This window comes from Achromobacter colocynthidis, assembly GCF_057334535.1.
Genome location: NZ_JBHFIZ010000005.1, coordinates 1 through 25,993, shown reverse-complemented (window position 1 = coordinate 25,993; position 25,993 = coordinate 1). Strand labels below are relative to the sequence as shown.

At 61.8% G+C, this 25,993-nt stretch carries 29 protein-coding genes; 20 read left to right on the top strand and 9 right to left on the bottom strand.

Annotated features, from left to right (window positions below; genetic code table 11):
* The 11 genes from ACE04A_RS01790 to ACE04A_RS01740 all read left to right on the top strand — a co-directional run bounded on the left by ACE04A_RS01790 (nucleotide 1) and on the right by ACE04A_RS01740 (nucleotide 9,040).
* Entirely contained in the window at nucleotides 1–729 is a 729-nt protein-coding gene (locus tag ACE04A_RS01790; RefSeq protein WP_448716007.1) for a phage minor tail protein L, read from the top strand.
* A 2-nt stretch (nucleotides 730–731) separates the two neighbouring features.
* Nucleotides 732–1,511, top strand: coding sequence for a C40 family peptidase (locus ACE04A_RS01785; protein ID WP_448716008.1), 780 nt, complete (start codon nucleotides 732–734; stop codon nucleotides 1,509–1,511).
* On the top strand, nucleotides 1,508–2,101 hold the full coding sequence (locus ACE04A_RS01780) for a tail assembly protein (RefSeq protein ID WP_448716009.1): 594 nt from the start codon (nucleotides 1,508–1,510) through the stop codon (nucleotides 2,099–2,101). The genes ACE04A_RS01785 and ACE04A_RS01780 overlap by 4 nt, the downstream gene beginning before the upstream one ends.
* Nucleotides 2,098–5,508, top strand: a complete 3,411-nt coding sequence (locus ACE04A_RS01775; protein ID WP_448716010.1) for a TipJ family phage tail tip protein — start codon at nucleotides 2,098–2,100, stop codon at nucleotides 5,506–5,508. The genes ACE04A_RS01780 and ACE04A_RS01775 overlap by 4 nt, the downstream gene beginning before the upstream one ends.
* A 1-nt stretch (nucleotide 5,509) precedes the next feature.
* Entirely contained in the window at nucleotides 5,510–5,803 is a 294-nt protein-coding gene (locus ACE04A_RS01770; RefSeq protein ID WP_279997728.1) for a hypothetical protein, read from the top strand.
* Complete coding sequence (locus ACE04A_RS01765; protein ID WP_448716011.1) at nucleotides 5,804–6,469, top strand: hypothetical protein; 666 nt, start codon at nucleotides 5,804–5,806, stop codon at nucleotides 6,467–6,469.
* Between the two features lie 103 nt (nucleotides 6,470–6,572).
* Entirely contained in the window at nucleotides 6,573–7,016 is a 444-nt protein-coding gene (locus ACE04A_RS01760) for a hypothetical protein (RefSeq protein WP_346550891.1), read from the top strand.
* Nucleotides 7,017–7,018: 2 nt separating this feature from the next.
* Nucleotides 7,019–7,513: a hypothetical protein gene (locus tag ACE04A_RS01755; RefSeq protein WP_448716012.1), complete on the top strand. Its 495-nt coding sequence runs from the start codon at nucleotides 7,019–7,021 to the stop codon at nucleotides 7,511–7,513.
* On the top strand, nucleotides 7,503–7,763 hold the full coding sequence (locus tag ACE04A_RS01750) for a hypothetical protein (RefSeq protein ID WP_279993862.1): 261 nt from the start codon (nucleotides 7,503–7,505) through the stop codon (nucleotides 7,761–7,763). The genes ACE04A_RS01755 and ACE04A_RS01750 overlap by 11 nt, the downstream gene beginning before the upstream one ends.
* A gap of 422 nt (nucleotides 7,764–8,185) precedes the next feature.
* Nucleotides 8,186–8,368 carry a hypothetical protein gene (locus ACE04A_RS01745; RefSeq protein WP_279993863.1) on the top strand — a complete coding sequence of 61 codons (183 nt, stop codon included), beginning with the start codon at nucleotides 8,186–8,188 and terminating at the stop codon, nucleotides 8,366–8,368.
* 60 nt (nucleotides 8,369–8,428) lie between these two features.
* On the top strand, nucleotides 8,429–9,040 hold the full coding sequence (locus ACE04A_RS01740; RefSeq protein WP_391442154.1) for a ferritin-like domain-containing protein: 612 nt from the start codon (nucleotides 8,429–8,431) through the stop codon (nucleotides 9,038–9,040).
* Between the two features lie 277 nt (nucleotides 9,041–9,317).
* Here the strand turns inward: ACE04A_RS01740 and ACE04A_RS01735 are convergent, their stop codons facing one another.
* From ACE04A_RS01735 to ACE04A_RS01710, 6 genes are all read right to left on the bottom strand, one after another.
* Complete coding sequence (locus ACE04A_RS01735) at nucleotides 9,318–9,494, bottom strand: DUF3606 domain-containing protein (protein ID WP_391442156.1); 177 nt, start codon at nucleotides 9,492–9,494, stop codon at nucleotides 9,318–9,320.
* A 719-nt stretch (nucleotides 9,495–10,213) separates the two neighbouring features.
* Nucleotides 10,214–10,471 carry a CrpP-related protein gene (locus ACE04A_RS01730; RefSeq protein WP_485814334.1) on the bottom strand — a complete coding sequence of 86 codons (258 nt, stop codon included), beginning with the start codon at nucleotides 10,469–10,471 and terminating at the stop codon, nucleotides 10,214–10,216.
* Between the two features lie 103 nt (nucleotides 10,472–10,574).
* Nucleotides 10,575–10,883, bottom strand: coding sequence for a hypothetical protein (locus ACE04A_RS01725; RefSeq protein WP_391442158.1), 309 nt, complete (start codon nucleotides 10,881–10,883; stop codon nucleotides 10,575–10,577).
* A 54-nt stretch (nucleotides 10,884–10,937) separates the two neighbouring features.
* Entirely contained in the window at nucleotides 10,938–11,627 is a 690-nt protein-coding gene (locus ACE04A_RS01720; protein ID WP_448716014.1) for an SOS response-associated peptidase, read from the bottom strand.
* A 30-nt stretch (nucleotides 11,628–11,657) separates the two neighbouring features.
* A complete protein-coding gene (locus ACE04A_RS01715) occupies nucleotides 11,658–12,071 on the bottom strand; it encodes a hypothetical protein (protein ID WP_448716015.1) in 414 nt (137 codons plus the stop codon).
* Between the two features lie 830 nt (nucleotides 12,072–12,901).
* Nucleotides 12,902–13,138 carry a toluene tolerance protein gene (locus tag ACE04A_RS01710; protein ID WP_259246343.1) on the bottom strand — a complete coding sequence of 79 codons (237 nt, stop codon included), beginning with the start codon at nucleotides 13,136–13,138 and terminating at the stop codon, nucleotides 12,902–12,904.
* A 330-nt stretch (nucleotides 13,139–13,468) separates the two neighbouring features.
* On the opposite strand from ACE04A_RS01710, the gene ACE04A_RS01705 reads away from it, so the two are divergent.
* From ACE04A_RS01705 to ACE04A_RS01685, 5 genes are read left to right on the top strand one after another with little or no spacing between them, the layout of a single operon-like run.
* Entirely contained in the window at nucleotides 13,469–14,926 is a 1,458-nt protein-coding gene (locus ACE04A_RS01705) for an MFS transporter (RefSeq protein ID WP_448716016.1), read from the top strand.
* Complete coding sequence (locus tag ACE04A_RS01700) at nucleotides 14,923–16,464, top strand: FGGY family carbohydrate kinase (protein ID WP_485819815.1); 1,542 nt, start codon at nucleotides 14,923–14,925, stop codon at nucleotides 16,462–16,464. The genes ACE04A_RS01705 and ACE04A_RS01700 overlap by 4 nt, the downstream gene beginning before the upstream one ends.
* Nucleotides 16,461–18,140 carry a glycerol-3-phosphate dehydrogenase/oxidase gene (locus ACE04A_RS01695; protein ID WP_485819814.1) on the top strand — a complete coding sequence of 560 codons (1,680 nt, stop codon included), beginning with the start codon at nucleotides 16,461–16,463 and terminating at the stop codon, nucleotides 18,138–18,140. The genes ACE04A_RS01700 and ACE04A_RS01695 overlap by 4 nt, the downstream gene beginning before the upstream one ends.
* Nucleotides 18,137–19,693 carry an FAD-binding oxidoreductase gene (locus ACE04A_RS01690; protein WP_448716018.1) on the top strand — a complete coding sequence of 519 codons (1,557 nt, stop codon included), beginning with the start codon at nucleotides 18,137–18,139 and terminating at the stop codon, nucleotides 19,691–19,693. Before ACE04A_RS01695 ends, ACE04A_RS01690 begins: the two co-directional genes overlap by 4 nt.
* A gap of 2 nt (nucleotides 19,694–19,695) precedes the next feature.
* Nucleotides 19,696–20,280: a glycerol-3-phosphate responsive antiterminator gene (locus tag ACE04A_RS01685; protein ID WP_259246352.1), complete on the top strand. Its 585-nt coding sequence runs from the start codon at nucleotides 19,696–19,698 to the stop codon at nucleotides 20,278–20,280.
* A 76-nt stretch (nucleotides 20,281–20,356) separates the two neighbouring features.
* On the opposite strand, the gene ACE04A_RS01680 is transcribed toward ACE04A_RS01685, so the two are convergent.
* Nucleotides 20,357–21,574, bottom strand: coding sequence for a DUF1444 domain-containing protein (locus ACE04A_RS01680; RefSeq protein WP_438857922.1), 1,218 nt, complete (start codon nucleotides 21,572–21,574; stop codon nucleotides 20,357–20,359).
* A 221-nt stretch (nucleotides 21,575–21,795) separates the two neighbouring features.
* On the opposite strand from ACE04A_RS01680, the gene kdsA reads away from it, so the two are divergent.
* Together kdsA and ACE04A_RS01670 are read left to right on the top strand one after the other, a co-directional pair.
* Complete coding sequence (gene kdsA, locus ACE04A_RS01675) at nucleotides 21,796–22,653, top strand: 3-deoxy-8-phosphooctulonate synthase (protein ID WP_100856300.1); 858 nt, start codon at nucleotides 21,796–21,798, stop codon at nucleotides 22,651–22,653.
* A 69-nt stretch (nucleotides 22,654–22,722) separates the two neighbouring features.
* Entirely contained in the window at nucleotides 22,723–23,031 is a 309-nt protein-coding gene (locus ACE04A_RS01670) for a DUF3892 domain-containing protein (protein WP_100856299.1), read from the top strand.
* On the opposite strand, the gene ACE04A_RS01665 is transcribed toward ACE04A_RS01670, so the two are convergent.
* On the bottom strand, nucleotides 23,028–23,522 hold the full coding sequence (locus ACE04A_RS01665; RefSeq protein ID WP_448716020.1) for a GNAT family N-acetyltransferase: 495 nt from the start codon (nucleotides 23,520–23,522) through the stop codon (nucleotides 23,028–23,030). The genes ACE04A_RS01670 and ACE04A_RS01665 overlap by 4 nt on opposite strands.
* Nucleotides 23,523–23,620: 98 nt before the next feature.
* On the opposite strand from ACE04A_RS01665, the gene ACE04A_RS01660 reads away from it, so the two are divergent.
* The gene (locus ACE04A_RS01660; RefSeq protein WP_485819813.1) at nucleotides 23,621–25,252 is read left to right on the top strand and encodes a PqiB family protein; all 1,632 of its coding nucleotides are present in this window, start codon (nucleotides 23,621–23,623) and stop codon (nucleotides 25,250–25,252) included.
* Between the two features lie 126 nt (nucleotides 25,253–25,378).
* Entirely contained in the window at nucleotides 25,379–25,627 is a 249-nt protein-coding gene (locus ACE04A_RS01655) for a hypothetical protein (RefSeq protein ID WP_100856297.1), read from the top strand.
* Nucleotides 25,628–25,729: 102 nt separating this feature from the next.
* On the opposite strand, the gene ACE04A_RS01650 is transcribed toward ACE04A_RS01655, so the two are convergent.
* Nucleotides 25,730–25,993 (bottom strand): hypothetical protein (locus tag ACE04A_RS01650; protein ID WP_485819812.1); only part of this gene is annotated, 264 nt, incomplete at its 5' end.

Below are 25,993 nucleotides of genomic sequence, written 5' to 3'. Positions count from 1 at the left end.
ATGAGAATCTATGCAGACGTCCAGAAGCTGGAGGTCGGGGGTCTTGTCGACCTATTCGAACTGGACGCTACCGGCATCGGTGGTTCGCTTCAACGCTTTCACGGCTACACGCAGGTGGGGCCTATCTGGTGGCAGGGCAATCAGTACGACCCGTGGGCCATCAAGGCCGAGGGGTTCGAACAGGTGGGGGAAGGGCAACAGCCCACGCCGACCCTGTCCGTCGGCAATATTGGGCAGGATGCTGATGGCAATCCCATCGCAGGCGTGATCTCGGCACTTTGTATCGCTTTGGATGATCTAGTGGGGGCGCGCGTTGTTGTGCGCCGCACGCTGGGCAAGTATCTCGATGCGCGCAATTTCGAGGGCGGCAACCCGACGGCGTCACCAGACGAAGAGTTGCCGCCGGAAATTTGGATCGTCCAGCAGAAGACGGCCGAGACCGCCGAGTATGTCGAGTTCGAACTTTCCAGTGCGCTGGACTTCAGCGGGCAGATGCTACCGGGCCGGCAGATCATCGCGGGCGTGTGCGGTTGGCTGACGAAAGGCGGCTATCGCGGCACGTACTGTGCCTACACCGGATCGCGGATGTTCGACATCAACGGAAACCCGGTTTCCGATCCGGCGCTGGATCGATGTTCGGGCCTGCTTTCCGACTGCAAGAAGCGGTTCGGCGAATACGAAGTAATCAACTTCGGCGGGTTCCCGTCAGCGGACCGCATCAGGGGATAAACATGCGCAAGAAGACTATGGCCGCCATCCGGGCACACGCGATGGCGGCGTACCCGCGCGAGTGCTGCGGGCTGGTGGTGGTGCGCGACCGCCGCGAAACCTACCGGCCGTGCCGCAATCTCGCGGAGGGAACGGACCATTTCGTCCTTGACCCGCAGGACTATGCGGCGGCGGAAGAGGCGGGGCGGATTACCGCCGTCATTCACTCGCACCCCGACGTGCCAGTCACACCCAGCGAAGCCGACCGTGTTGCTTGCGAGGCGTCAGGCCTGCCGTGGTTCATTGTCGCGGTGTCGAAGGATGACGCCGGGGCAGTGGTGGCCGGCGAGTTTGTCGGCTTCGCGCCGGAGGGCTATGCCGCGCCGTTGCTGGGGCGCCCGTTCGCGCATGGCGTCCTGGACTGCTACAGCCTGGTGCGCGACTGGTACGCACGAGAGCGTGGCATTGTGCTGCCTGATTTCCCGCGCGAGGACGGCTGGTGGAACGCGGGCAAGAGCGAGGATCTATACATGGACCATTACGCCGAGGCGGGATTCAGGCCATTGACCATCAGCGAGCAGCTGGCGCCCGGCGACGTGGTGCTGATGCAGATCCGATCCGACAGGGCGAATCACTCCGGCGTGTTCATCGGCGCGCAGACGTTGACCGAGGCATCCGATTTATTCCCAGTGCCGGACGCGATGCTCCATCACCTGTATGGGCGTGATTCGGAACGGGTGGTGTACGGGGGCTACTGGCGCGAGGCCACGCGGCTGGTGCTGCGATACAAGGGGGGGACGTGAACGAAAAGCTGCGAGAGATTCGCCTGTACGGGCGGCTGGGCGCACGCTTCGGACGGATCCATATGCTGGCGGTTAGCAGCGCAGCGGAGGCCATACGCGCCCTTTGCGTGCTTGTGCCGGGCTTTGAGCGTGCGCTGGCGGAAAGCGATGCCCACGGGGTGCGGTACGCCTGCTTTTTGGGTAAGCACAATATTGGCGAAGACGACTTGCACAAACAGGTCGGGGCTGACGCGATTCGGATTGCCCCGGTAATAGCGGGCGCAAAACGTGCAGGTCTATTTCAAACGATTCTCGGCGCCGCAATTCTGGTGGTGTCTGCGGTCACCTATAACGCCTATGGCGCCACGGCCGGGTGGGCGATGATGACCAGTATGGGGGCGACGCTGGCCCTAGGCGGTTCCGTGCAGTTGCTTTCGTCGCAACAGCGAGGATTGAGCGCGCGGGACAGCCCGGAGAACGGGGCTTCGTACAACTTCAATGGCGCGGTCAACACCAGTGCGCAAGGTAATCCAGTGCCGGTTTTATACGGCCGGATGATCGTTGGATCCGCTGTGATATCGGCGGGGATATTTGCCGAGGACCAGATATGACACTGCAACACAATCGAGCCAACAGGGCGCCTTCGGGCGCCCTTGTTGTTTCTGGCGCGGCTCGCGGGCGCGGCCTTCCGGTGGTCGGTTTCGGAGGCGGCAAAGGCGGGGGCGGCGGGCGCAGTCCGAAAGAGTCGCCAGACAGTCTGCACAGCACCGCCTTCGCGCGGATCATCGACCTGATTTCAGAAGGCGAGGTGTACGGACCCACGCACGGCCTGGGTGGCGCATTGCGGGATGTGCGTCTGGACGGGACGCCCATCGCGAACGAAGATGGAACGCTCAACTTTCAAAACGTCGCGATCGACTTTCGGACCGGAACGCAAACGCAAGACCCGCTGCCGGGCTTTCCAGCGTCCGAAACCACGACCGGCGTTAACGTTGAACTGACGGCTACGACCCCATGGGTACGGTCCTTCACCGACACCCAACTTTCGGCAGTGCGGCTTACGCTGGCGGTGAATGGGCTTTCACAAGCGAACACGAGCAACGGCGACATTTCTGGATACCGGGTCGAGTATCGAATCGAAGTAAGCACCGATGGAGGCGCGTATCAGCTTGCACTGGCCAGCGCCTTCGACGGCAAGACCACGCAACGATACGCTCGCTCGCACCGTATCGACTTACCTGCCGCGCGCTCCGGTTGGTCTGTTCGTGTTGTGCGCATCACGGCAAACGCGGCGAGCAGCACGATTGTGGACCGCACTTTTGTCGATGCGTTCACTGAGGTGATAGACGCGAAGCTTCGATATCCGATGTCTGCGGTTGTGGGCATCAAGGTTGACGCTTCGCAGTTCCAGAACATTCCCACGCGCTCATACGATTGGAAGGGCCGGATTATCCGTGTGCCGTCGAACTATGACGCCGACAGCCGGGCCTACACTGGTACGTGGGATGGCACGTTCAAGCTGTCCTGGACCGACAACCCAGCGTGGATTTTCTTTGATCTGGTAAGCAATGACCGCTATGGGCTGGGCGAGCGCATTCCGGCCGGTTGGCTGGACAAGTGGGGGCTGTACCAGATAGCCCGGTATTGCGACGAGCTGGTGCCGGATGGATTCGGCGGCCAGGAGCCGCGGTTCACGTGCAACGCCTACTTGCAGACGGCCGCAGACGCCTTTCGGGTATTGCAGGATCTGGCATCAACGTTTCGGGGAATGGCGTATTGGGCCAGCGGATCAGTGTTCGCGGTGGCCGATATGCCGGGTGACCCGGTATACACCTTCACGTCGGCAAACGTCATTGACGGACGGTTCAACTATGTCGGGTCGCCACTCAATACCCGCTACACGGTGGCGCTGGTTTCGTGGAACGACTTGTCCGACATGGGCCGGCAGAAGGTCGAGTACGTGGAGGACCGGCAAGCGCTGGCTCGCTATGGGCTTAAGCAGGTCGAAGTGAGTGCGTTCGGGTGCACGTCTCGCGGGCAGGCTAATCGCGTTGGCAAGTGGCTTTTGCTGACATCGCGGATGGAAACGCGGTCGGTGTCGTTCGCGGTCGGGCTGGACGCTTGCCGGGTACGGCCGGGCAGCATCGTTCGGGTGGCCGATCAGCACTTGGCCGGACGGCGTATCGGCGGGCGGATCCGACAAGCGACCGCAACGGTTGTCACGGTAGACGCAGAACTGGGTGTGAGGCCTGGGGATCGTCTGACGGTGAACCTACCCAGCGGCGTGTCGGAAACCCGAATCATCAGCACGGCGGTCGGACAGGGGCTGACGGCTGACATGACGACGTTCACCGTTGATTCCACCGAGCTGACGGCCGACATGGTGGGATTGCCCGGTACGGTCCTGGTTTTGACTGTAACGGCGCCGTTTTCCGAGGTGCCCGAGGCTGAATGTGTGTGGACGCTGGAATCGGAAACGCTTTCGGCCCAGCGCTTCCGCGTCCTCAGTGTGAAGCGCAAGGACGGGCTGATTGCCGAAATCTCGGCCATACAGCATGAGCCCGGGAAATTCGACAACGTGGACTTCGGCACACGCCTGGACCCCGCGCCCATCACCGTTATCCCGCCCGGTGTTCAACCGCCGCCTTCGGATGTGACAATCACGTCGTACCCGGTGATTGATCAGGGATACGCCAGCCACACCGCCGTGTTTACGTGGAAGCCGGCGGCGAATGCAGTGGCGTATGAAGTGCAGTGGCGGCGCGACAACTCCGAGTGGGTCAATCTGCCCCGTACAGGGTCTACCAGCATTGAGATTCCCAATATCTATGCCGGTGCGTTCTTGTGCCGCGTGCGGGCGCTCAATGCGCTGGATATTGCCTCCATCTGGGCATCGTCCACGCAGACGCAACTTGACGGGATCTTGGCCCCGCCGCCGACGGTGACAAGCTTGACGGCCACGGCCCTGGTGTTTGCCATCCGCTTGAAGTGGGGTTTGCCCACGTCTCCGTCGATCATCGAGCGCACGGAAATCTGGTACAGCGAAGCGCAGGCATTTTCGACGGCCCAGAAGCTGGGTGACTACGCTTTCCCGCAAGACACGGCGACCCTTATGGGTCTTTCGGCGGGAGCGCGGCTGTACTTCTGGGCAATCCTGCGCGATCGCAATGGTGTGGCTGGGGAGCGCTACCCGGCCGGCAATGGCGTGTTGGGGCAATCCAGTTCTGACGCATGGGAAATTCTGGAGTACTTGAAGGGGAGGATCACACCAACTCAGCTGGCCCAGGACCTCCTGACGCCGATTGAAAAGATCCCGGTGTTGGAGACTCGAATTTCTCAGGAGTCGACCACACGGCAGGAGCAGAACGACGCGATGGCAGAGACCATCAGCACCGTCAGCGCGAAGGTTGACACAACCAATGCGGCTATCCAGACACAGATCACCGCGCTGGCCAACGCTGATGAGGCGATCGGGCGTAGGGTAGATACGGTGCAGGCCGTCGCGGAAGACGCACAGGGGGCGGCAGGCGAAGCCTTCTCGGCTGTTGAACAGACCAGCCAGGCGATAGCCAAGACGAACGGCGACTTGGCGGCCATGTGGAGCATCAAGACGCAAACCACCTCGGGGGGGCGAACCTACATCGCAGGAATTGGCGTAGGCGTCGAGAACTCAGGCGGCGTAGTCGAATCCCAGGTGTTGGTGGCCGCTGACCGCTTCGCAGTTATGCACCCTAACGGCGCAAATGTCACGCTGCCGTTCGTTGTCCAGGGGAACCAAGTCTTCATGGACGATCTGCTGGTTAGAAATGCGTCCATTGGGTCGGCGAAGTTCCGCGACTACCTGGACTCTGATGCGACCGGGTATGGCGGAAGGCCTCTGTTGCGACTGAATTTTCGCTCTGGGGTCGCTGAGTTCAATGGGCAAAGTGCGGATGGGTCACGCACGGAAATCAACAACAAGGGGATGCGGTATTACTACCCCAACGGCGTGCTAGGCGCGCGTTTCGGAGGCGAATGATATGGCAATCGCACCGCTTGAAATTTGGGATGAACAGGGGCGATCGCTTTTCAACTTCAACACACGAGTAGCGCGGCAGATGGGTAGTTTTTCAACAGGCACTTCCGATGGCAGTCAGTACGTGGCGGAACTGGCGGACGCAAACGGCTGGATGGCGGTGCAATTCTTCGGCGACTACGGTGTTGATAGTGCGCCGATGATCAACCGAGTAGGCGGGTCATTGTCCTGGCGGTTTATCCCCAACCAGCCGAGCGGCGGGCGCGTCGCCGCAACGATAATTTACGGGGTGCGGTGAATGGCCGATGCAGCGGTGGTGCTCTACAACCAAAGCGGCGACCTCCTGGTTGACAGCCGGAACATCAACTTGTTCTTGCGACACTCTGGAATTACGGGGGGCGAGCGCTTTAATAATGTGGTCTTGGAGTGCTTGGATCCGGTCGTCTTCATTCGCCCGGTTTCGGGTTTAGGCGCACTGGTCGCAACGAGTCGAAGCGGCAATTCTTTCACGTTTCGCTTCCGTGGACAGTGTGAGTATTACGTCTTCGATCGACCCTGGAGGACCGGCGGCCCCATCGACATTTGGGCTCAAGACGGGCGGCACATTTTCATGAGCACTGCGCGGCCCATGAACGTCGTGCAGACGATCGATCTTCCCAAGTACTTTGACGCTTATCGGCTTGCGTTCCAGGACGGATGGACATACGCGGGCCTGCCGACTTCGAAGTACGCCTACAACGTCTCATATGTCCGCCAGGGCTACAACTGTATGCCGGAGCCTGGTGGCGGATGGTCGTCGAATCTTCAAACCGAGTACCTGTCGGCCACGCCGAATGGCCTGCACGTGAACATGGGGGAGTGGCGCATGCGCTTTTTTGGGTGGGCGCCGTTGTATTCGAACTCGTTTGTCAGCTATGCGGGGAATTGCCCTGTTTCGTTTATTGATGTGTCAGGCTGGCTCTGACACGATCCATCTAAATTCACTCTGTCTATGCCCGCCGCGTGCGGGCCTTTTTTCGTCCAAACGGGAGGCAATCATGCGCACCGTCTACAGGAGCAGTGCAACTATGGAACCAGGTACTACGGGGCTGGGCGGCCTCGCCGCCTTGAAGGTCGCGATGGCGTATGGCGTACCGGCGGCGCTGGCGGCCATGCTTGGCCTGCTGATTATGCCGCCAAGGTCGGCGCGCGAGTTCACCGTCCGCACGATTTCGACCGTCGCATGCTCGTTCATGTTTGGGCCGGCGTTGGCCGGCGCGGTGATCGCGTGGAAGCCGGGGCTGATGGACGCCATGATTTGGCTGGCGCAGCACGGCGCGGGCAGCGATGACGCGCTGCTGGCGAAGTTCTACGTGTTGGGGCCGAGCATGCTGCTGGCGGGGCTTCCCGCGTGGTGGGTATTGGGGGCGTACATGCGATGGATGGCAAGCATGCGCCAGAAGGGGCTGCTTGAATGGGTGGCCGAGGTCCGCGCCAAGATCTTGGGCGTGCGGCCTGGTGGGGAGGGGTGATTGTGGATCTGAAGACCGTTATCGATACCGCGATCGCGCCTGCGCTCGGGCTGCTACCGGCAACCCGAGACACCCGCGAAGCGCGCGTGATGCTTCTTGCCATTGGCTTGCAGGAAAGTCGCTTTGTGCACCGCCGGCAGATCAAAGGGCCGGCCGTGGGGTTTTGGCAATTCGAGCGCGGGGGCGGCGTACGCGGTGTGCTGGCGCATGCGTCGAGTTGGGCCGATGCCCGCGCAGTGTGCGCCATTCGGGATGTGGAGCCTACCTCGACGGGCGTGTACAACTCGCTGGCGCACGACGACATTCTGGCGGCAGCATTCGCGCGCCTGCTGTTGTGGACCGACCCCCAGCGCCTGCCTTCGCTTGGTGACGCCGACGGCGCATGGTCGCTTTATCTGCGCACTTGGCGCCCCGGCAAGCCGCATCCGGAAACCTGGCCAGCGCTGTATGCCCAGGCTATCGCGGCAGTGGAGGACAGGAATGCAAATGTGGTTTGAACGTGTGAAGGGCTGGCTGCTGTTTGCCGGTCTCTTCATGGGCGCGCTGGTCAGCGTGTTCTACCGGGGCCGAGCCACTGGTCGGCATGTCGAGCGGCAGGAGCGCAACGAGCAGATCAATGAACAGGCGAAGAACGCTCGCCAGGAGGTACGCAATGTGGAAGATGAAGTGGCCCGTATGGACGACGATGCTGTTTCTGATCGGCTCAAGTCTGGCTGGGTGCGCGGCCCCGGGCAGGGTGGGCGTTGAGTATTGTGACCATGCACGGCCGATCTATTTCGATTCTGCCGCACAGGTTGATTCGACGCCGGCGCCGGTGCGTCGCCAGGTGCTGGAAGGGAACGAAATCTGGCACAACCTTTGCAGGTCTTAAGGTTGGAGATTTTCAATCAGAATTGCGTCAAGAGATCTTGGATGGCTTCGGCCTGTGATGCTCGGCAGTCGCCTTGGGCACCTCGCTGATGCCGCTTTCGCTCGAGCCGGTGGTCGGTGGGCGCACTCGCGTCACCCGTGCCGTAGGCGCCTAAGATCCCGTCGCGAGCGCAGTACGCGCTTTCTGGGCAGGGGGCGGGGCAGCTTTGGAATGCGCTGGGATTCGTCGAGCGCGGATTTTTGGGATCATTACTTGCGAAGCTCTGTTTTCGGCTATGTGGCCGAATAAGGTGAATCAAATGACGACACCCCTTCCAACTACGCCTGCCCAGCCGGAAACCTACGAACCCAAGAAATCGGGCCTTCCTGACGACGAGATCGACGAGTCGTCGCCGACCACTGACGATGAGCCGGGCGAGTCGGACGAACTAGATCCGGAGGAACCCGTAGGCACGCCGGCCTCAAATCAACCGACTCCGTAATTAAACCTGCGAGGGTGGCGCCATATTGCCCACCCCCCCCATAACCTCAGGAGGAGCCCTATGGCGACCAACAAAACCGGTGACATGGCTCGAATTCATGATTTGCTGTATCAAGCGTTGGAGACCGAGATCGGGGGGATCAATGTCTACACGGCCGCTCTAACCTGTGCGACGAATGAAGACTTGGCGAAAGAGTGGCAAAGCTATCTCGACGAAACCACGACTCATCGACAGGTATTGCTTACCGTCTTTGAAGAACTGGGCCTTGACCCTGATAAGCCCGTACCGAGCCGCGAAGTGGTCAAGCATCACGGTGACTCGTTGGTTGCGGCCATTTCGTTGGCAAAGTCACAGGGTGACTCTGATGCGGCCCAGGTCGCAGCCGCTGAATGTGTGGTCTTGGCGGAGACGAAGGATCATCAAAACTGGGAGCTCATTGGCCTCGTCGCGGAGAAGCTTAAAGGCAAGGAAGCGAAGATTCTAAAAAAGGCCCATGAAGCGGTGGAGAAGGATGAGGACCACCATCTCTACCATACGATGGGGTGGACACGAGAGTTATGGATTGAGGCTCTCGGGTTTCCCGCTGTGCTACCGCCTCCGGAAGAAGTCAGGAAAGTGGAGACCGCAATTGGTGCATCAAGGGCCGAGCAAGACCGGGACAAAATGCTGTAGCGCTGTTTTCTTGCTGTTTTGCCTAGAGGCTGGCCAAGCCCCATCCGTTTCGGAAGGGGCTTTTTTTGCGAGCTTGGTTTTATGCCCAGGGTCGTGTGTGGCCTAATGGCGCGGGCGGCGTTGTTGCCTCGCTACCGGAGGAGATGCATCGTAAGCACTTTGAGCTCCTCGGTCGCATTAGTAACTGAGCAGAAAAGCTGGTAAGAATGTAGGCCGCGCCCGCATCGCAGGGCTGACGTGTGAGAGGGCCTACGAAAGCGTGCGTGGCACGCCGTAGCTATTTCCTAAGGTGCTCTCTTACTGACCCGACGGAGACGCCGACCGCCTTCACTGCTTCCTTCAATCGCTCTTCGCTCACGCCCAGTTCTTTGGTCCAGTAGCGCAGTTCGTGGTCTTCGTTCACGTTGATCCGGGCACGGTCCTGGGGGCCTCGGTTCGTAAGATCGTCTGACATGCGAATCCTCCTTGTAAGAACGGGCGGAGCAGCAAGCAGTGTTCCTGCGTATCAATCGACGGGCCGCTTGTGGGCCACTGCCACGGCGATGCAGCCATTCGGCAGTCGGTATTTGCCATCGCCAAGCCACATGACAATCTCGCCTGATGGGAGGGTGCAAACGTACTGGTGGACCGGCGCGCAATCAGGGCTGCGCTTTATAACTAGGCGCCTTTCTACCCTACAGATTGACCGATCGGGCAGCTTGACGATGACATCGGACAAGCGTGAGCCGGACGTCATAAATGTCCCCTTCTAAAGCTCGCGCGTCCGCATCGGGATAGATTTTAATGGCCAGCGGCCGGCGCGTTCTCCCGTGATACTTCATTGTTAGCACTGCCCTAACAGCTCGGCATATCCGCCATGAGGTGGAGGGCCAAGCTGGCGTCAGGCTTTGGCAAGAAAAAGCGCCCCATCGCTGGGGCGCCAGTCGGGCAGGAGCCCGCTGTAGGCATTGAAATTGCTGCACACGCGCTCGGTGCGGAAATTGAGAGGTACGACCAATGCTACGAGACGAACTACTTGCCAAGATGATCGTTCAAACTTCCCCAGGTCGCAATTTTGACGACTGGGCTGATGTACTGACAGAGTTCGCAAACTGTGTCGTGGAAGTCAGCCCGAAGTTGAGCCGGGAAGAGTGCGAACGGCTGATTGCTGTCGGGGCTTCGTTTTATCGAACGTTAGCTCGCGCCGAGGACTATCGGCGGACTTCGGTGGTGAGTGACTAAGCGGTGAGCCCGGCTCCTGACGGCAGACGGGCGGCTCCGCACCTCTTTGCGCCAACCGGCTTCCCATGCCTCCACTTTTTCTCGCCACTCGGCAATCGAGCCACCGCAGTGGCCTGGCATCTCCGCAGTGCGCAAATAAGGACAATCCAACAGGCTAAGACCCTCTCGGGCGGCTTGTGCGCCGAGCTTCTGGATGTCATCGCGATGCATTGCCATTTCCTCCAAAAGAATGGTGACTGGAGCAGCCAGTATTGCCCACTTGGAATGACGTTCGCAATAGTGTTGCAGGACTATTTGAGAAGTGCCGGGCGCATCACTTGCCGATCCACTGCATCCACCAACCTTGGTAATAGCGCTTGCCGTCGATCTCTTCAAAGCCGCAGACCATCATTCCGCGGTCGGATGCGAAGGTCAGCAGTTCTGGCTGCAATAGGTCAGGAATAGGGCTTTTCCTGGTCGCGCCGAATGTGGCGAGGCTGTCCATAGTCATGACGCGCACGTACCTCTTCAGGTCATCTCGCATGATCGAGTACATGCGGACGGTGCCGGTGATGGTGGGGCCGGGATCGCGGTCAGGGCGCTTTTCGCCCAGGCAATGGGTGCGGGTGACGGTACAGAGCATCGTTTGCTGCCTAAATACTGGATAAAAAAACAGTATATTGCAGCAAAAACGGGGTCACTTCATCGGCGTTGCGACGAGCTTGTCGGAGGGAATGGGGACCAGGAGGTCGCGGGTCGCTTCGACCGGCGCGGTCAGCCAGTCGCCGTATGCGCCTTCCGGCAGGATGACGACCATGCGTTTTTCCTTGCCGGGCTGATGGTAGAGCCGGAACAGCGGATCGTTGTCGGCATTGATGGTCAGCATGGTGTAGCTCTCTTGCCACTGGCCGGCCTCGTCTCGGTACCGATCCCAGATGCCGGCTATGCCGAGCGGCGCACCATCCGCACGTGTGAATCTGGTCGGCACCGATTTATCGGTCTGGAACCTGGCCTTGGTTTCCTCGCGATGGTCAGGCTCGAATATCGCGTCTGCCGGGATGATGCAGTGCTGGGCACGGCGCCAGGCGTTGCCGAACGTGAACGACTTGGGCGCCGTCTCGCTGCGCGCGTTGAACGTCGAAAGCTTGCCTACCTTGTCCAGCCCATCGGGCTTGGTCATGGCGCTGATGAGACCCCAGCGGCCAATTACAGCTTCCCGCTCAGGCACCGCTTCGTCACCCGCGTCATGCTCGACCGGTCGCCGCACGAACACGCCTTGGTAGCGCGGCCACATGTCGTACTTGCCGGGAGTGGCCGTCTTGTCGCGCACGCCGAACTTTTTGAGCAGTAGGTCGGCGTCTTTCAAGGTCTGGTAATGGCTGCACATATCGCTTTCGGATTGCGCCGGCCCAAGGAGCTAGAAACCGCGTGCAGTCTGCAAGAGGTCGTCGATGACGCTGTCGGCATCACCAGCCTTAGATTGGACAGTCGCGTAAAGATCGTTCAATACGCGGCCACTGAGCTGCAAGGTTTCGTCCCGACTTGCTTTGTTGACGATTGAAAGCACATACTTGCCCCCCATCAAAGCTTCAAGACTAGCGCCCACAACGCCAATTCCTAGCCCAAGTGGCGACACAGCCGAGTTGTCGTAAAGCACAAGATAGCTGTCGCCGAAGTCTGTTTCGTAACAAAATCGCAGATGCGCAGGCACAGCCTTGCCAGCACGCAGTGCGCTCGGTGTTTTAAGGGTCCATCGAAGTCGGCCAGTCGACGACAATTCCGTTAGCGTGGCAACTAAGCGCGCTTCTTTTGTGGTCGTGGGAACTGCCATTTCATGCTCTCCAAGCATCGTCCAGGAGCGACGAATTCAACATTGAGTTTAGCTCTTTGGCAGAGCCGTAGCACGTCCATAGCTGGCCGGCCGTGATACCAGTAGTTCGGGCTAGATCGATCAAATCTGAAAGCCTGTCATGTAGTCCTTGGGCGCTCACCTTAACGTTTGAACTTGTGTAGTTCACCGCATCGAGAACATGGGGCTTCAACGCTTGCGCCGCTAAAGACGCGGCGTTCTGGTCGTCGACTTCGCCACCTGGAAGGGCATTTAGAAACGCCAAGAGCGCGCTCGTCGCGCGCTCTAACTCATCATAGATCTTGGGTAGCCGTCCCTTACGTGCATATCTCCGACGAACTTGCTCAAGCGTAATTGCTACATAGATTGTCAGCCCGAGTCCGATAATTGAGGCGACTGTAGCCACGTCAATTAGCCATATGGGCAGGTTAGAAGATGACGGTAAGGGGGCTGTCATGTTCGCAACGGTTATGATGGGAAGGGTGAATTGCACCTGAATGTAACACACAGCAAGTGATGACCTGCGAACAGGGCAATGTGGATCAAGGCGATAACAGGAAGTGCTGAGTTTGCTCCAACAACTGGACGGCAATTGGCCCCAAAATGGCCCCAAAAATCCCGAAGACCCGCATATTTGGTAGGTTTCCGAGTCCCCTCCTTCGCACCACTAATATGACAAAACCCCCTGGCTGTTGAGCCAGGGGGTTTTTTGTTTTTGGGCCAGCTTGGGGCTGACCCGGTGGAGCTGTCGCGAATCCTGCGGAGTAGGCGCGAATCCTGCGGAGCTGTCGCGAATCTCCGGATTCAGCCGGTCAGTTCTTGAACTTTACGCGGTCGCGCCGCTTTTCCGTGCGCTGCTCAACATCGCGGCCCAATTCCACATCCGACTGGATCGCCGCGTGCACCTTGGCGCGGGTGGCTTCAATGCGGTGGGCGCAGGCCCAGCCACGGCTGGCCGCCACTTCAAGCTTCTTATCCAGTTCCATATGACGACGACGCTTGTTCTCGGTCGACATATTGCTGAGTTCTTGATCGGTGATTAAGCGCATGGAAATCCTCTTTCGGCTTGTTGGGTGGAATTTCAGAATGCGCGTAGTTTGCCTGCTTGCAAAATTAATGCAAGTCGTTGAAAAATAAAGAAAAAAACATATAAATTAATCGCGTTCCTTATACTTTTCTGGTGCTTTGGATACTTTTTCCAAGCCCACAAAAGCGTCGGGAAACAGGGTTTATCCCGATACGCCTTCTTCTTGACACCCCTGTGCGCAGCCCATAAAGTCACCGCACAGATTTAGATAAAAGACCATCTGTAGGGTGGTCTTTTATTGCGCGCAGTTTGCGTCGACCTCTTACAGAAATAATTCCAAGAGGAGACGACTGTGCAATCATCGACCGTAAAAATACGTGGCATCGACGATGTCATCGCTTATATCGATTCACGCCCCGGTATTACTGGCCGGGCCGGCCTTATCTGGTGGCTGGCGCTGGGCGGACTGTTTCTGGATGCCTTCGCCAATTCCGCTTTGAGCGCGGCATTGGGCCCCATGACGCGCGACCTGGGTTTGACCGCCGGTCAGGTGGCGCTGATGACGTCGTTCGCGGCGTGGGTCGCCATCGCCTTCAACCCCATCGGCGGGTGGATGGCTGACCGCTGGGGTCGCATCCGGCCCTTGATCATCGCCAAGTTCCTGGCCGTGATCGGCGCGCTGCTGGTGATGTTTGCGCCCAGTTTCGAAGTCATCCTGGTGGGCCGCTTCTTTGTCGGCGCGGCCTACGGCATCGACTTCGCCATTGCGATGGCCGTGTTGGCCGAGTTCACGCCTCTGAAATTCAAAAGCCGGCTGAACACCTGGCAGGGCATGTGGTACACGGCCGTGTGCACGAACCTGCTGCTGGCCATGCTGTTCTTCTCTTGGGACGTGGGCGATTCGATCTGGCGCTATTCCGTGGCGGCCACCGCTGTCTTCGCCGTCGTCATCCTGGTGCTGCAACTGAGCTACATGATCGAAAGCCCGATCTGGCTGGCCCGCAAAGAGCGTGTCGAACAGGCGGCGCACGCCATGACCCGCATTTATGGCCAACCCTTCGCCGCCGCGCCGGTGCATGAACGGGTGCCCGTGACCAACCAGGCCAAGCGCGGCATGGCCAACGTGTTGCTGATCTTCCGTGGCGTCTACCTGCCGCGCACGATTCTGGCGGCCACCGTTCAGATCGGCCAGTCGATCCAGTATTTCGCCGTGGGCTGGTACTTGCCTTTGATCAGCGCCGCCCTGTTCGGCAAGGACTTCATCTTCGCCACCATCGGCGCCCTGGTGTTCAACGTGTTCGGCATCTTTGGCGGCTTCTTGTCGCCGTACATCGGCCGCAAGCTGGGGTTGCGGCGCGCTTCGGCGTTCGGCTTCGCCGCGGTGTTCCTGATGCTGCTGATCCTGGGCACCTTCCACGGCAAGATGCCGCTGTGGGTGGCCGTCATCGTGCCCTCGCTGTTCATCCTGTTCCACTCCGGCGGTCCGGGCGCCAATGGCAAGAGCCTGTCGTCGCTGTCGTTTCGCAGCGAATTGCGGGCGGGCGCCAACGGCATCATCGGCGCGCTGGGTTCGACGGGCGCCGCGATCGGGCTGCTGGTGTTCCCGCTTTTTCGCGAGAACTACGGGCTGGAAAAGACCTTCCTGATCCTGTCGATCGTGCCGCTTGTCGCCAGCATCATCTGCTTCGTGATCAAGTGGGATCCCACCCGCACCGCCATCAACCCCGATAACGAAGCCGGCGCGCCGCAGTTCAAGGACGACGTTGTGCTGCCCGCCCTGGACCCCGCCATTGGGAAAGCCTCGCGATGACAAACAAGAATGTGATTTTGGCCATAGACGAAGGCACATCCGGCACGCGCGCCGCCACGGTGTCCGCCGATGGGCAGGTGTCTTGCCTGCAGTACGCGGCCTTGCATGTGGACTCGCCCAGGCCGGGTGTGGTGGAGCAGGACGCCAACGACATCCTGGACCGGACCATCGACGTCTGCCGCGCCACCATCGCGGATGCCCAGCGCGCCGGGCAGGAGATCGTTGCGCTGGCGCTGGCCACGCAGCGTGCCACGGCCGTGCTGTGGGATACGCATACGGGCCGCGCACTGGTGCCGGCCATGGTCTGGCAAGACACCCGTTTTGTGGATGAATTGGACCTGCTGGCGCCGGAATGGGATGCGCGGCTGCGCGAGCGCGTCGGTCGGCCGGTGGGTGTGCGCTCGCTGTATCTGTGGGCCGCGCGCCATCTGCGAGATACGCCGCAGGTGGTGGATGCGTGGCGCGACAAGCGGCTGGCGTTCGGCACCGTGGACACCTGGTTGCTGTGGCACTTTTCGCAACGGCGCGAATGCGTGACCACGCCCACCAACGCCACATCCGCGGGCGCCTACGTGCTGGCCGACCATCGCTACTACCTGGAATGGGCGCAGGAACTGGGCTTCCCGCACGAGCTGTTGCCCACGCTGCGTCAGGACGCCGATGACTTCGGGCGCACCCGCCCCGAGCTCCTTGGCATCGACGTGCCGATTCTGGCGTCTGCCGGCGACCAGCACGCGGGCGCCATCGGCCTGGGCTGCCTGGACCGTGGGCAGGCGATGTGCGTGCATGGCACCGGCAGCTTTGTGGACCTGATCATCGGTACCGAGCCGCCCGCGAATGCGGGCATGTCCGACGGATCGCTGACGATGACGGCGCGCCGCCAGGGCGGGGTGTCGCACTTTGCGGTCGAGACCTTTGTGGCGACGACCGGGTCGGCGTTGAACTGGGTGTGCGAAAAGCTGAAGTGGTTCAAGGACGCGCACGAGATCAGCGCGCTGGCGCAAACCGTGGACTCTTCAAACGGCGTGACGTTCGTGCCAGCCCTGACCGGCCTGCGCGTGCCGCGTATGGAAGCCGCCGCGCGCGCCTCGCTGACCGGCGTGTCGATGGCCACCACGCAGGCCGAAGTGGCCTACGCCATTCTGGAAGGCATCGCGCACTCGGTCGCCAGTTGCATCGAGGCGGATGAGGAAGCGTCGGGCGTTCGGGTGTCGGAACTGGTGGTGGGTGGAGGCCTGTCGCGCAGCGATCCCTTGTTGCAGATCCAGGCCGATCTGATCGGCATCCCCATACGCCGCATGCAAGAAGCGGACCGCGCCAGCTTGCGCGGCATCGCCTATCTGGCGGGGGCGTCCGGCTTGCTGTGGCCCTCGCTGCACGAAGCCCGCAAGACCATCGTGACCGACGCCGTGTTCGAACCCGCTGTCGATGCCGGTGAACGCGCGCGTCGACGTGCCCTGTGGCACGCCCGCGTCGGGTCGGAATTGGGGCACGTAAAACAGTTCAAGCAAGACAACCAGGAGGCATTGCAGAAATGATCGGGTGGCTATCCAGACAGCCCAGAAAGGACCGGGCCGACATGACCAGCACCGAGCCATTACGCCTGAATCGGCAGGAACATTTGGACCGGTTGGGCAGTGAACAATTCGACATGTTGATCGTGGGGGGCGGCATCACCGGCGCCTATGCGGCCTTGGATGCGGCCTTGCGCGGATACCGCGTTGCTGTCATCGAGAAAGACGACTTTGCCTCGGGCACCTCGTCCAAGTCCTCGAAGATGGTGCATGGCGGCTTGCGCTACATCGAGCAGGGCAACCTGGGCCTGGTGCGCCATTCCCTGCACGAGCGCCAGCGCTTGCGGCGCAATGCGCGGCACCTGGTGCAGCGCTTGCCGTTCCTGTTTCCCATCCTGGAACGGGACGGCGTGTTCGACAAGCGCTTGTCCAAGGCCTTTGAAAGCCTGCTGTGGACCTACGACATGGCCGGCGGCTGGCGCGAAGGCATCCTGCACCAGAAGCTGACCGCGGCGGAAGTTCTGTCGCATTGTCCGACCTTCAAAGAGGACGGCCTGCTGGGCGGCTTTCTGTACTACGACGCGCGGGTGGACGACGCGCGCCTGACGCTGACGGTTGCGCGCACCGCCGCCTTTCACGGCGCGGCGGTGGCCAACCACGCCAAGGCGGTGGCGGTAACGCGCGACGCGCAAGGCAAGGTCGATGGCGTGATCGTGCACGCGGACGGGCGCGAAATTCGCGCGCGGGCCCGTGTGGTGATCATGGCCACGGGGGTGTGGCTGCGCGACTGGACCGGCGCGAAAAAAGGCGATGAGCCCGCCTTGCATGTGCGTCCGGCCAAGGGCGTGCACGTGGCCGTGCCGTGGATGAAGATCCGCAACGACTGCACCGTCACCATCCCCGTGCCCGGCCGCAGCCGCCGCGCCACCATCACGCGCTGGGGCGATGTGTCGTACCTGGGTACGACCGATGAAGACTACGACGGCAATCTGGATGACGTTTACTGCACGCGGCGCGAGCTGGACTTCCTGCTGGAAGGCGCGCGCTCGGCGCTGAAGACCGACCTGCAAGCCGAAGACGTGGTGGGCAGCATCGCGGGTTGCCGTCCGCTGGTGGCGCCGCCGGGCGGCAAGACGCTGGAGATCAAGCGCAACCACGAGATCCGCGTGTCGGCCGACGGCCTGGTCACGATCGTGGGCGGCAAGCTCACCACGTCGCGGCACATGGCGGAACAGACCATCGATGCCGCGCAGCAGGTGCTGGGGCAGCGCAACGCCTGCCAGACCAAGAAGGCTTATCTGCTGGGGGCGGCCGGCTACGACCCGCAAGCCATCGTGGCGTCTGGCGGCATGTCGGCGCATCTGGGCGAACGCTACGGCACCGAGGCGCGCTTTGTCAGCGACCTGATGCAGGCGTCGCCGGCCTTGCTGGCGCCCATTGTCCAGGGCCTGCCCTACACCGAAGCCGAAGTGCTTTACGCGGTGCGTCATGAAATGGCAGGCACCGTCGAAGACGTACTGGCCCGGCGCATGCGTACCCGCCTGATGGCGCGCGACGCCGCGGCGCAAGCGGCCGACCGGGTGGGACAGATCTTGCAGGCGGAACTCGGTTTGCCGCCTGCCACCATCACGCAGCAGGTCAGTGATTACCTGGCTGCCATCAAGCTCGAAAAATCCATACTCATGGGAGAGGAACAATGATCAGTAAAGAAGCCATCAAGCGCGGCTACAACCGGGGCAATTACGTGGTGGGCGCACACACGCCGCCTGCCTATGCCGCCACCTTGACAGGCACCGGCGGTGAAGCCGGCTTGCAGCGCGACCCCGTGCGCGTGTCTGACGCGCAGCTTGACGCCTTGCGCCACGTGGCTGACAACGTGTTGACCGCCACGGGCGACGTGGTGGCGTGGACGCGCGACTGGTGGGCCGGGTCGATGGTGTCGGAGACGGGCGGCAAGCCCGCCACGCCGCACGCGGTGATCGTGGCGGTGTCGTCGGTGGAGCAGGTGCAGGCGGTCATGCGCATTGCGCATGCCGGAGGGATTCCGGTCACCGTGTCCGCCGGACGCAGCAACGTGACGGGCGCGGCCTTGCCCGTGCGCGGTGGCATCGTGCTGGACGTTTGCCAATTGAACAAGCTGATCGGGGTGGACCGCGACAGCCAGATCGTGGACGTGGAAGCCGGCATGTTCGGCGACGTGTTTGAAGAGACCATCCAGAAAGAATATGGGTTGACGATGGGCCATTGGCCGTCGTCGTTCGGCATCAGCACCGTGGGCGGCTGGGCGGCCTGCCGTGGGGCGGGGCAACTGTCCACACGCTACGGCAAGATCGAAGACATGGTGTTCGGCATGGACGTGGTGCTGGCGGACGGCAGCCTGGTCACGGTGGGCGGCTACTCGCGCGCGGCCGTGGGGCCGGACCTTCAGCAGTTGTTCATCGGATCGGAAGGCACGCTGGGCGTGATTGTGCGGCTGCGTTTGAAGCTGCATAGGCTGCCCGACTATGGCCGCGCCATCGCCTACGGTTTCAAGACCTTTGCCATCGGCCTGGATGCCTGCCGCGAGATCATGCAGCGCGGCGCAAACCCCGCGGCGCTGCGCCTGTACGACGAATTGGAAAGCGGCGTGCAGTTCAACCGGCCTGACCTGAACGTGTTGCTGGTGGCCGACGAGGGCGCGCGCCAGATGGTGGACGCCGTCATGCAGATCAGCGAAGGCGTCTGCGAGGAACTGGGCGAAAAGCTCGACGGCGAGGCCATCTTCGAACGCTGGCTGGAAACACGCTACCTGACCGGGAAAAGCGCCGAAGGCTTCAAGCGCAGCCCGGGCTTCGTGGCCGATACGCTGGAGATGTCGGGGCGCTGGAGCGACCTGTCCGCCATCTACGACGAGGTGGTGGCGGCGGTGAATGCGGTGCCCGGCACGCTGGCAGGGTCCGCGCATCAGTCGCATGCCTACGTCGACGGCGCCTGCCTGTATTTTTCGTTGCGCGGCGACGTCGCGGTGGAGCAGCGCGCCACGTGGTATCGCGCCGCCTGGGATGCCGCCAACGCCGTGCTGATTAAATATAATGCCGCGCTCAGCCACCATCATGGCGTGGGCCTGTTGCGGGCGCCGTACATGCAGGAATCGCTGGGCGGCGCGTTCAATCTGATGCTTGCCGTCAAGCGCCAGTTGGACCCGCAGAACCTGTTGAATCCCGGCAAGCTGGGCTTGAGCGATCAGCGCTTTTACGGTCAGGAAGATCGATAACCATGGATAGGTCATTTGGGGCATGTCTGGCGCGTCACCCGGTCATTGCGACCCTGTACGGGCTTGAGCAGATCAACACCTTCGTGGGCAGCGTGGCCGAAATCGGTATCGTCGCCAACGTTGAACTGCGCAAGCTGGCGCCCGTCATCGCCACCTTGAACCGCGCGGGCAAATTCGCCATCGTCAATATCGACAGTTGCGAGGGCCTGTCGCAGGACAAGGGCGGGGTGGAATACCTGGCCGATATCGGCGTGGCCAGCCTGGTATCCACCCGCGTGGCCACCATCCAACGCGCCAACCGGGCGGGCATGGTCACCATGCAAAAGGTGTTCGTGACCGACCGCTCGACTTGGCCGCGCAGCGTCAAGGCGCTGGAGCAAAGCGACCCGAACCTGGTTCAGCTGATGCCGGCGCCCATGCTGACGCACATGGCAAAGCAAGACTTGAAAGCCCTGCCGCCCATCGTTGCTTCGGGGTTCGTATGCAACCAGACGGACATCGGCATCGCCATCAAGCACGGCGCGGTGGGTGTATCCACAAGCGACCCGGCGTTGTGGAGCCTGGAGGCCAGGCAGATCAAGGGTTGAGATGGGCCGGGAGGCCGCCGCCGTCCGTGCGAGGGCGGTGTCCTCCGGCGTTACCGATCAGCGCGTTGGCGCACGATTACGGCACTTCGTCCAATTCGGCAAGCTGGGCGTCTTCGGGAAAGCCGCGCGTGCGATACCGAACCGGGTACCCAGGTTCTTTGGTCAGCAGGGGCTCCAGCAGATGTGCCGACTGTTCCCAAGACACCACCCGGACTTCGCCGAGCTCGTCTTCGGCCTCGGGGCGCACCAGGGCCAGGCGGTCTACCTTGGGCAGCGACGTGTCGACCCCGCGCGTCCATGACGCCAACGAGAACGACATGACCGGGTCGTCGTCCGCCGTGAACAGGTTGTAGTTGGCCACATAGATATCCATGCCCTGTTCTTCGTGGATATGGTCCAGCGTGGCCTTCTGCGCGTCGTAGTCGGACTTGTCGAGCAGGCGGGCAAGATGCGCCTGGCGTTGCGCAAGAGATGAATCCTTGGGCACATAGCGCAGCGCTTGCCGCTCTTCGTAGTGGTACATGTGCGCGCTGACCGAACGGCCTTGCGTCAGCGCCTGATGGCAAAGTTCAACCATCGTGGTCAGGCCATTGGGGTCGTTGTCACCGGTCACGAGCAACACGTCGCGCGTGGGCATCATGAAGACCGGCCGGCCGCGCACCGGCACGCGTTCGATCATGTCGGGCAGCAGGGCGCGGCTGATGTCGTAGCCGTCACCCCATGCGCTACGGAACACGCCGGGCGCAAGTTCGGTGAAGTTGTCCGGCGCGTCGCGCAGGTTATCGATGGCAATGGCCAGGGCCTCGTCGTACGTCAACTGCCAGGCGGCCTCGGGGCCGTTGGTCAGGGTAGAGATCGCGTCGGGGTGGTCCAGCGCCAGCAGCACCACGCAATCGTCTCCAAACGGCTGAAAAGCAGGGTGAAAGGCGCTATCGTCGCCTTCGGTGCGTACGTGATGCAGGCGCACGTCTTCCAGCGCGGTACGGCTGCGGATCACGGCGCGAAGCATCGGCCTGATCACCGTGGCCTGCTGCGGCGTCGCCTGCTTGCTGCCGGCCAAGGCCGAGACAAAACCCTGCAAGGCGCGCTTTTGCTGCGCGCCCTGCGTGTTGCAGTAGGCGTGGTAGGCGTTATGCAGGTTGAAGTACGAACCTTCGCCCAGCAGCAGGCGGAATTCATCAGCCTTGTAGGCCACGTCGCCCTCGAAGCCTTGCTTGCGCGCCGCCGCCACGAACAGCTTGGCGAACTGGTCCGGCGAGGGCGTGCGCCGGAACAGCGTGTCTAAGAAACCCATGAGCCCGCCTTTGATTCAAATGCTGGCCGGCGCAATGGCCGGGCCGCGACGGGTCATTGTGGACAGGGATATCCACCGCGTCCAGCGATAACGCCACGCATGGCTGGCAGGGCGATGACCAGCGCCGCACGGCCGGCTTGGGCCGCAAGCGCGTTTTTCGGCTTGGGCTAGTTGTACATTACGCACTGTCACCCGCAAAATTAATACAGGATTCGCCCATCATGACCGCCCCAGAAGTCGTTATTTCCTCGTCGATCCACTGCGCCAATGATCGCCCCTTCGTGCTATTTGGCGGTATCAACGTACTGGAATCCCTGGATCTGGCGCTGCGCGCGTGCGAGGAATATCAACGCGTCACCCGCAAGCTGGGTATTCCCTACGTGTTCAAGGCGTCGTTCGACAAGGCCAACCGCTCTTCCATCCATTCCTACCGGGGGCCGGGCCTGGAAGAGGGCATGAAGATCTTCGAAGCGGTCAAAAAGGAATTCGGCGTGCCGGTCATTACCGACGTGCACGAACCCTGGCAGGCCGCGCCGGTCGCCGAAGTGGCCGACATCCTGCAGTTGCCGGCTTTCCTGGCCCGGCAGACTGACCTGGTGGTGGCGCTGGCGCAGACTCAGCGCGTGGTCAACATCAAGAAACCGCAGTTCCTCAGCCCGACCCAGATGCTGAACATTGTTGAAAAGTTTACCGAGGCCGGTAACGACAAGCTGATCCTGTGCGACCGCGGCACCAGCTTTGGCTACGACAATCTGGTGGTCGACATGCTGGGCTTTGGCGTCATGAAGAAAGTGACGAACAACCGTCCGCTGATTTTCGACGTGACCCACGCCTTGCAGCAGCGTTCGGCACTGGATGCGGCGTCCGGCGGCCGACGCGCACAGGTGGCCGAACTGGCGCGGGCCGGCATGGCGGTCGGCCTGGCGGGCCTGTTCCTGGAAGCCCATCCCGACCCCAAGAACGCCAAGTGCGACGGCCCCAGCGCGTTGCCGCTGGACAAGCTTGAACCTTTCCTGACCCAGCTTAAGCAACTGGACGATCTGGTGAAATCCTTTGCGGCCATCGATATCGAACCCTGACGCGGGCGGGTATGCCATCACCGGCAACTTGCTATACGATCCTGGCCACACCACTTTAGGGAGGCCTGGATGTCTTTTTACGTGATCGTCGCCGTTCGAAAAGAGCCCGTCAGCGGGCACATCACCTATGTGCGGTGGGGCCAGGCCGAGCGCGGCGTACCGGGCTGGGTCACCGAGCCCGGCACCGCGTCGGCTTCCGAGGTGATCGACGCGATCAAGGCCGGGGCGGACGTCGAAACCGCCATCAGCGTGGACGGCACCAGCGTGGCGCTGCGCCCCGTCCGGGTGCTGGTGACCGACGACGGACGCGAGCGTCTTGCGTCCGTGCCCGCGCCCAGCTCCACGCTGCACACGCTGTTCGATCTGCCCGAGTTCTAGACGGGCTGGCGGCGGCCTTCGGCGAATTGCTTGAGCGCATCGTCCGTCAGCCGGTAGCGCACCCATTCATCCAGCGGCCGCGCGCCGATCGACACATAGAAGTCAATGGCCGGCTGGTTCCAGTCCAGCACGCTCCACTCCAGCCTGCCGCAATCGTTGGCCACGGCTTCCTGCGCCAGGTGGCGCAACAGGTCGCGTCCGGCGCCAATACCGCGGTGCTCGGGCGTGATGTACAGGTCTTCCAGGTAAATGCCGTTCTTGCCTAGCCAGGTGGAATAGCTGTAGAAATAGACGGCGTACCCAATGGGTTTGCCGTCCACCAGACACATCAAGGCCTTGGCCGGCGCCCCAGGGGCGAACAGGGTGCGGGCGACGTCGTCGGCGCTTGCGATCACTTCATGCGCGGCGCGTTCGTAGACGGCCAGTTCAGTGATGAAGGCGTAGATCTGGGCCGCGTCCGTAGTGGCCGCGGGGCGGATGGCGATATTCACGTTGACTTCCTCCAAATAGGAGGGCCATGCTACCCGCTATTCCAGGCGCTTGCTGGCGGGCGATTGGGTCTGCTGCGTACACGAAGGAGATATCCTCGATGGCCGAGTCTGGTTCCGCAGCACCCGCAATTCCGCCGCGCAAGGCACGTCGCATATCGTGGATATGGCTAGTGCCCGTGATAGCCGTGATCGGCGGATTGCTGCTGGTGGTGCAGGCCTGGCTCAACGCGGGGCCCACGGCTACCATCCACTTCCAGACGGCTGAAGGCTTAGAGGCCAACAAGACGCAGGTCCGGTACAAGGAAGTCACGGTTGGGCTGGTGGAGCGCGTCAGCCTGAATCCGGAACGCAACGGCGTGGTGGTGACGATACGCGTCGACAATGACGCCGCCAGCCTGCTGCGGGCGGGCACCGTGTTTTGGGTGGTGCGGCCGCGCTTGACCCTCAGTGGTGTCTCCGGCCTGGGCACGCTGCTGTCCGGCTCCTACATTGGCCTGGACCCGGTGGAAAACCAAGGCAAAGAGGGCGCGCGGGGCGAACGGAAAACCGAATTCACGGGCCTGGAAGTGCCGCCTGAAGTGACTCAGGACCGCGCCGGCAAGCGTTTCACGCTGCATGCGACGGATCTAGGCTCCCTGGATATCGGCTCGCCCGTTTATTACCGCCGCATTCCCGTTGGGCAGGTGGTGAACTACGGTCTATCCAAGGGTGGCGGTGGCGTGGACGTGCAGGTTTTTATCGACGCGCCCAATGACGCCTACGTCAACCCCAGCACGCGCTTCTGGAATGCAAGCGGCGTGGATTTCAGCGTGGACTCGCGTGGCCTGCAAATGCGGTCGCAATCCCTGGTGTCGGTGTTCATCGGCGGCGTGGCCTTTGATACCTTGGACCAGGACGGCCCCCAAGCTGCCGCTGACGGCGCAACCTACACCATTTTTCCCAATGAAGCGGCCGCCCGTGCCCAGCCAGATGGCGTGCCGCTGCGTATTCGCATGCGTTTTGATCAGTCGGTGCGCGGCTTGGCGGTCGGCGCGCCCATTGACGCCTACGGGGTGCTCATCGGGCAGGTCGATGCGATCAACCTGGATTTCGACGACGCCACCAAACAGTTCTTTGCGGAAGTTTCCGCCACGGTGTATCCCGAACGCCTGGGCGGACAGACATTCCGACGTATCAGGGAATTCTCGGGCGCCGACACCGCCCACCCCAGCGGCAGATTGCTGACGGCGATGGTGGCGCGCGGTACGCGGGCGCAGTTGCGTATCGGCAATCTGTTGACGGGACAACTCTATGTGGCGCTGGCCGAGTTTCCCGATGCGCCGCCGGTGACATTCAAGATGGAAGACCGGCCGTTCATTCCCACGGTGCCCAACAACCTGGATCAGTTGCAGCAGCAGTTGAACAGCATTCTGACGAAGGTGGACAAGGTGCCGTTTGATGCCATCGGCACGGAGTTGGCGGGTGCGCTGCGTGGCGCGTCCCGTCTGGTCAAGCGGCTGGATACGCAGTTGGCTCCCGAGGCGCAGGCAATGCTGCGCCAAGCCAACCGGTCGTGGGTCGTCTTGAGCGCACTGCTGACGCCGGATTCGGGGTTGCCGTTAAGCACTGAAACCGCACTGCGTGAGCTGGGCCGCGCGGCCCGCTCGTTGCGGGAATTGTCCGATTATCTTCAAACAAACCCGGACGCGCTTTTACGGGGCAGGGCGCCGGATGCGGCGCCGCGGCGGTAGGCGCCGGATGTCTTCCTGACCGGATGCCATTCACGGCGGATGGGGTTGGGCATGCCACTTGCTGGGTATTGCGCACGCACGGTCGTCGCGGTGCGGCGTCAGTGCGGTATCCAGGGGGGACATCGAATGGACCATAGTGAAATGATGGCGCGCATGATTTCTCAGCCCGTAGCGCCGGACCAGTTGGATGGTTGGGATGGCGTGTTGTCGGCGTATGCGGATTGCCTGTTGCAGGTGCAAGGCAAACTGACGGATGCGGATGTGGACCGATTCCTGGACGTTGGCGCCTTGGTTTTTCGCTCGTGCTGCCAAGACGAGGCGCGACAGCGTTGGACGGCCGAGGAAATGGCGACCTTTCAACGCAAGCCCGGCTGAGGTGCGTGAACAGGGCGTTGACCCCGGCCCTCTGCGTTGGCTATCAACGCCGGGCTTCACCCCAAGCATCAGTCGCACGCCGCGCGCATCATCCAGAAACGGCTAATACAGGCACTGGCTGAGCGCAAACTTGCGGCCAAACGCGTGGACCTCGTCGCCGTCTACCGACGCCGCCACATCCCAGTGGCCACCGCGTGTCACCAGGAATGACTGACCGAAGAGCGCATGCCGCATTGCGAAACGCCAGAAGGCCGATTCCGATCCGATCGGTTCCAGGTCATGCGGCCCGATCATCAGCCGAGTAGGGCGCGGGGTAGCGCCCAAAGACCACCGCAGGGCGATCGCCATGAAGGCGAATCGCGCGCT

Bases quoted from the DNA above. Each gene is read 5' to 3' on its own strand.
- ACE04A_RS01660 (WP_485819813.1), top strand. From the start codon at position 23,621: ATGGCCGAGTCTGGTTCCGCAGCACCCGCAATTCCGCCGCGCAAGGCA.
- kdsA (WP_100856300.1), top strand. From the start codon at position 21,796: ATGACCGCCCCAGAAGTCGTTATTTCCTCGTCGATCCACTGCGCCAAT.
- ACE04A_RS01790 (WP_448716007.1), top strand. From the start codon at position 1: ATGAGAATCTATGCAGACGTCCAGAAGCTGGAGGTCGGGGGTCTTGTC.
- ACE04A_RS01760 (WP_346550891.1), top strand. From the start codon at position 6,573: ATGGAACCAGGTACTACGGGGCTGGGCGGCCTCGCCGCCTTGAAGGTC.
- ACE04A_RS01735 (WP_391442156.1), bottom strand. From the start codon at position 9,494: ATGTCAGACGATCTTACGAACCGAGGCCCCCAGGACCGTGCCCGGATC.
- ACE04A_RS01770 (WP_279997728.1), top strand. From the start codon at position 5,510: ATGGCAATCGCACCGCTTGAAATTTGGGATGAACAGGGGCGATCGCTT.
- ACE04A_RS01700 (WP_485819815.1), top strand. From the start codon at position 14,923: ATGACAAACAAGAATGTGATTTTGGCCATAGACGAAGGCACATCCGGC.
- ACE04A_RS01695 (WP_485819814.1), top strand. From the start codon at position 16,461: ATGATCGGGTGGCTATCCAGACAGCCCAGAAAGGACCGGGCCGACATG.
- ACE04A_RS01730 (WP_485814334.1), bottom strand. From the start codon at position 10,471: ATGCATCGCGATGACATCCAGAAGCTCGGCGCACAAGCCGCCCGAGAG.
- ACE04A_RS01715 (WP_448716015.1), bottom strand. From the start codon at position 12,071: ATGGCAGTTCCCACGACCACAAAAGAAGCGCGCTTAGTTGCCACGCTA.
- ACE04A_RS01740 (WP_391442154.1), top strand. From the start codon at position 8,429: ATGGCGACCAACAAAACCGGTGACATGGCTCGAATTCATGATTTGCTG.
- ACE04A_RS01685 (WP_259246352.1), top strand. From the start codon at position 19,696: ATGGATAGGTCATTTGGGGCATGTCTGGCGCGTCACCCGGTCATTGCG.
- ACE04A_RS01655 (WP_100856297.1), top strand. From the start codon at position 25,379: ATGGACCATAGTGAAATGATGGCGCGCATGATTTCTCAGCCCGTAGCG.
- ACE04A_RS01775 (WP_448716010.1), top strand. From the start codon at position 2,098: ATGACACTGCAACACAATCGAGCCAACAGGGCGCCTTCGGGCGCCCTT.
- ACE04A_RS01710 (WP_259246343.1), bottom strand. From the start codon at position 13,138: ATGCGCTTAATCACCGATCAAGAACTCAGCAATATGTCGACCGAGAAC.
- ACE04A_RS01745 (WP_279993863.1), top strand. From the start codon at position 8,186: ATGACGACACCCCTTCCAACTACGCCTGCCCAGCCGGAAACCTACGAA.
- ACE04A_RS01720 (WP_448716014.1), bottom strand. From the start codon at position 11,627: ATGTGCAGCCATTACCAGACCTTGAAAGACGCCGACCTACTGCTCAAA.
- ACE04A_RS01725 (WP_391442158.1), bottom strand. From the start codon at position 10,883: ATGCTCTGTACCGTCACCCGCACCCATTGCCTGGGCGAAAAGCGCCCT.
- ACE04A_RS01670 (WP_100856299.1), top strand. From the start codon at position 22,723: ATGTCTTTTTACGTGATCGTCGCCGTTCGAAAAGAGCCCGTCAGCGGG.
- ACE04A_RS01750 (WP_279993862.1), top strand. From the start codon at position 7,503: ATGTGGTTTGAACGTGTGAAGGGCTGGCTGCTGTTTGCCGGTCTCTTC.
- ACE04A_RS01690 (WP_448716018.1), top strand. From the start codon at position 18,137: ATGATCAGTAAAGAAGCCATCAAGCGCGGCTACAACCGGGGCAATTAC.
- ACE04A_RS01785 (WP_448716008.1), top strand. From the start codon at position 732: ATGCGCAAGAAGACTATGGCCGCCATCCGGGCACACGCGATGGCGGCG.
- ACE04A_RS01765 (WP_448716011.1), top strand. From the start codon at position 5,804: ATGGCCGATGCAGCGGTGGTGCTCTACAACCAAAGCGGCGACCTCCTG.
- ACE04A_RS01680 (WP_438857922.1), bottom strand. From the start codon at position 21,574: ATGGGTTTCTTAGACACGCTGTTCCGGCGCACGCCCTCGCCGGACCAG.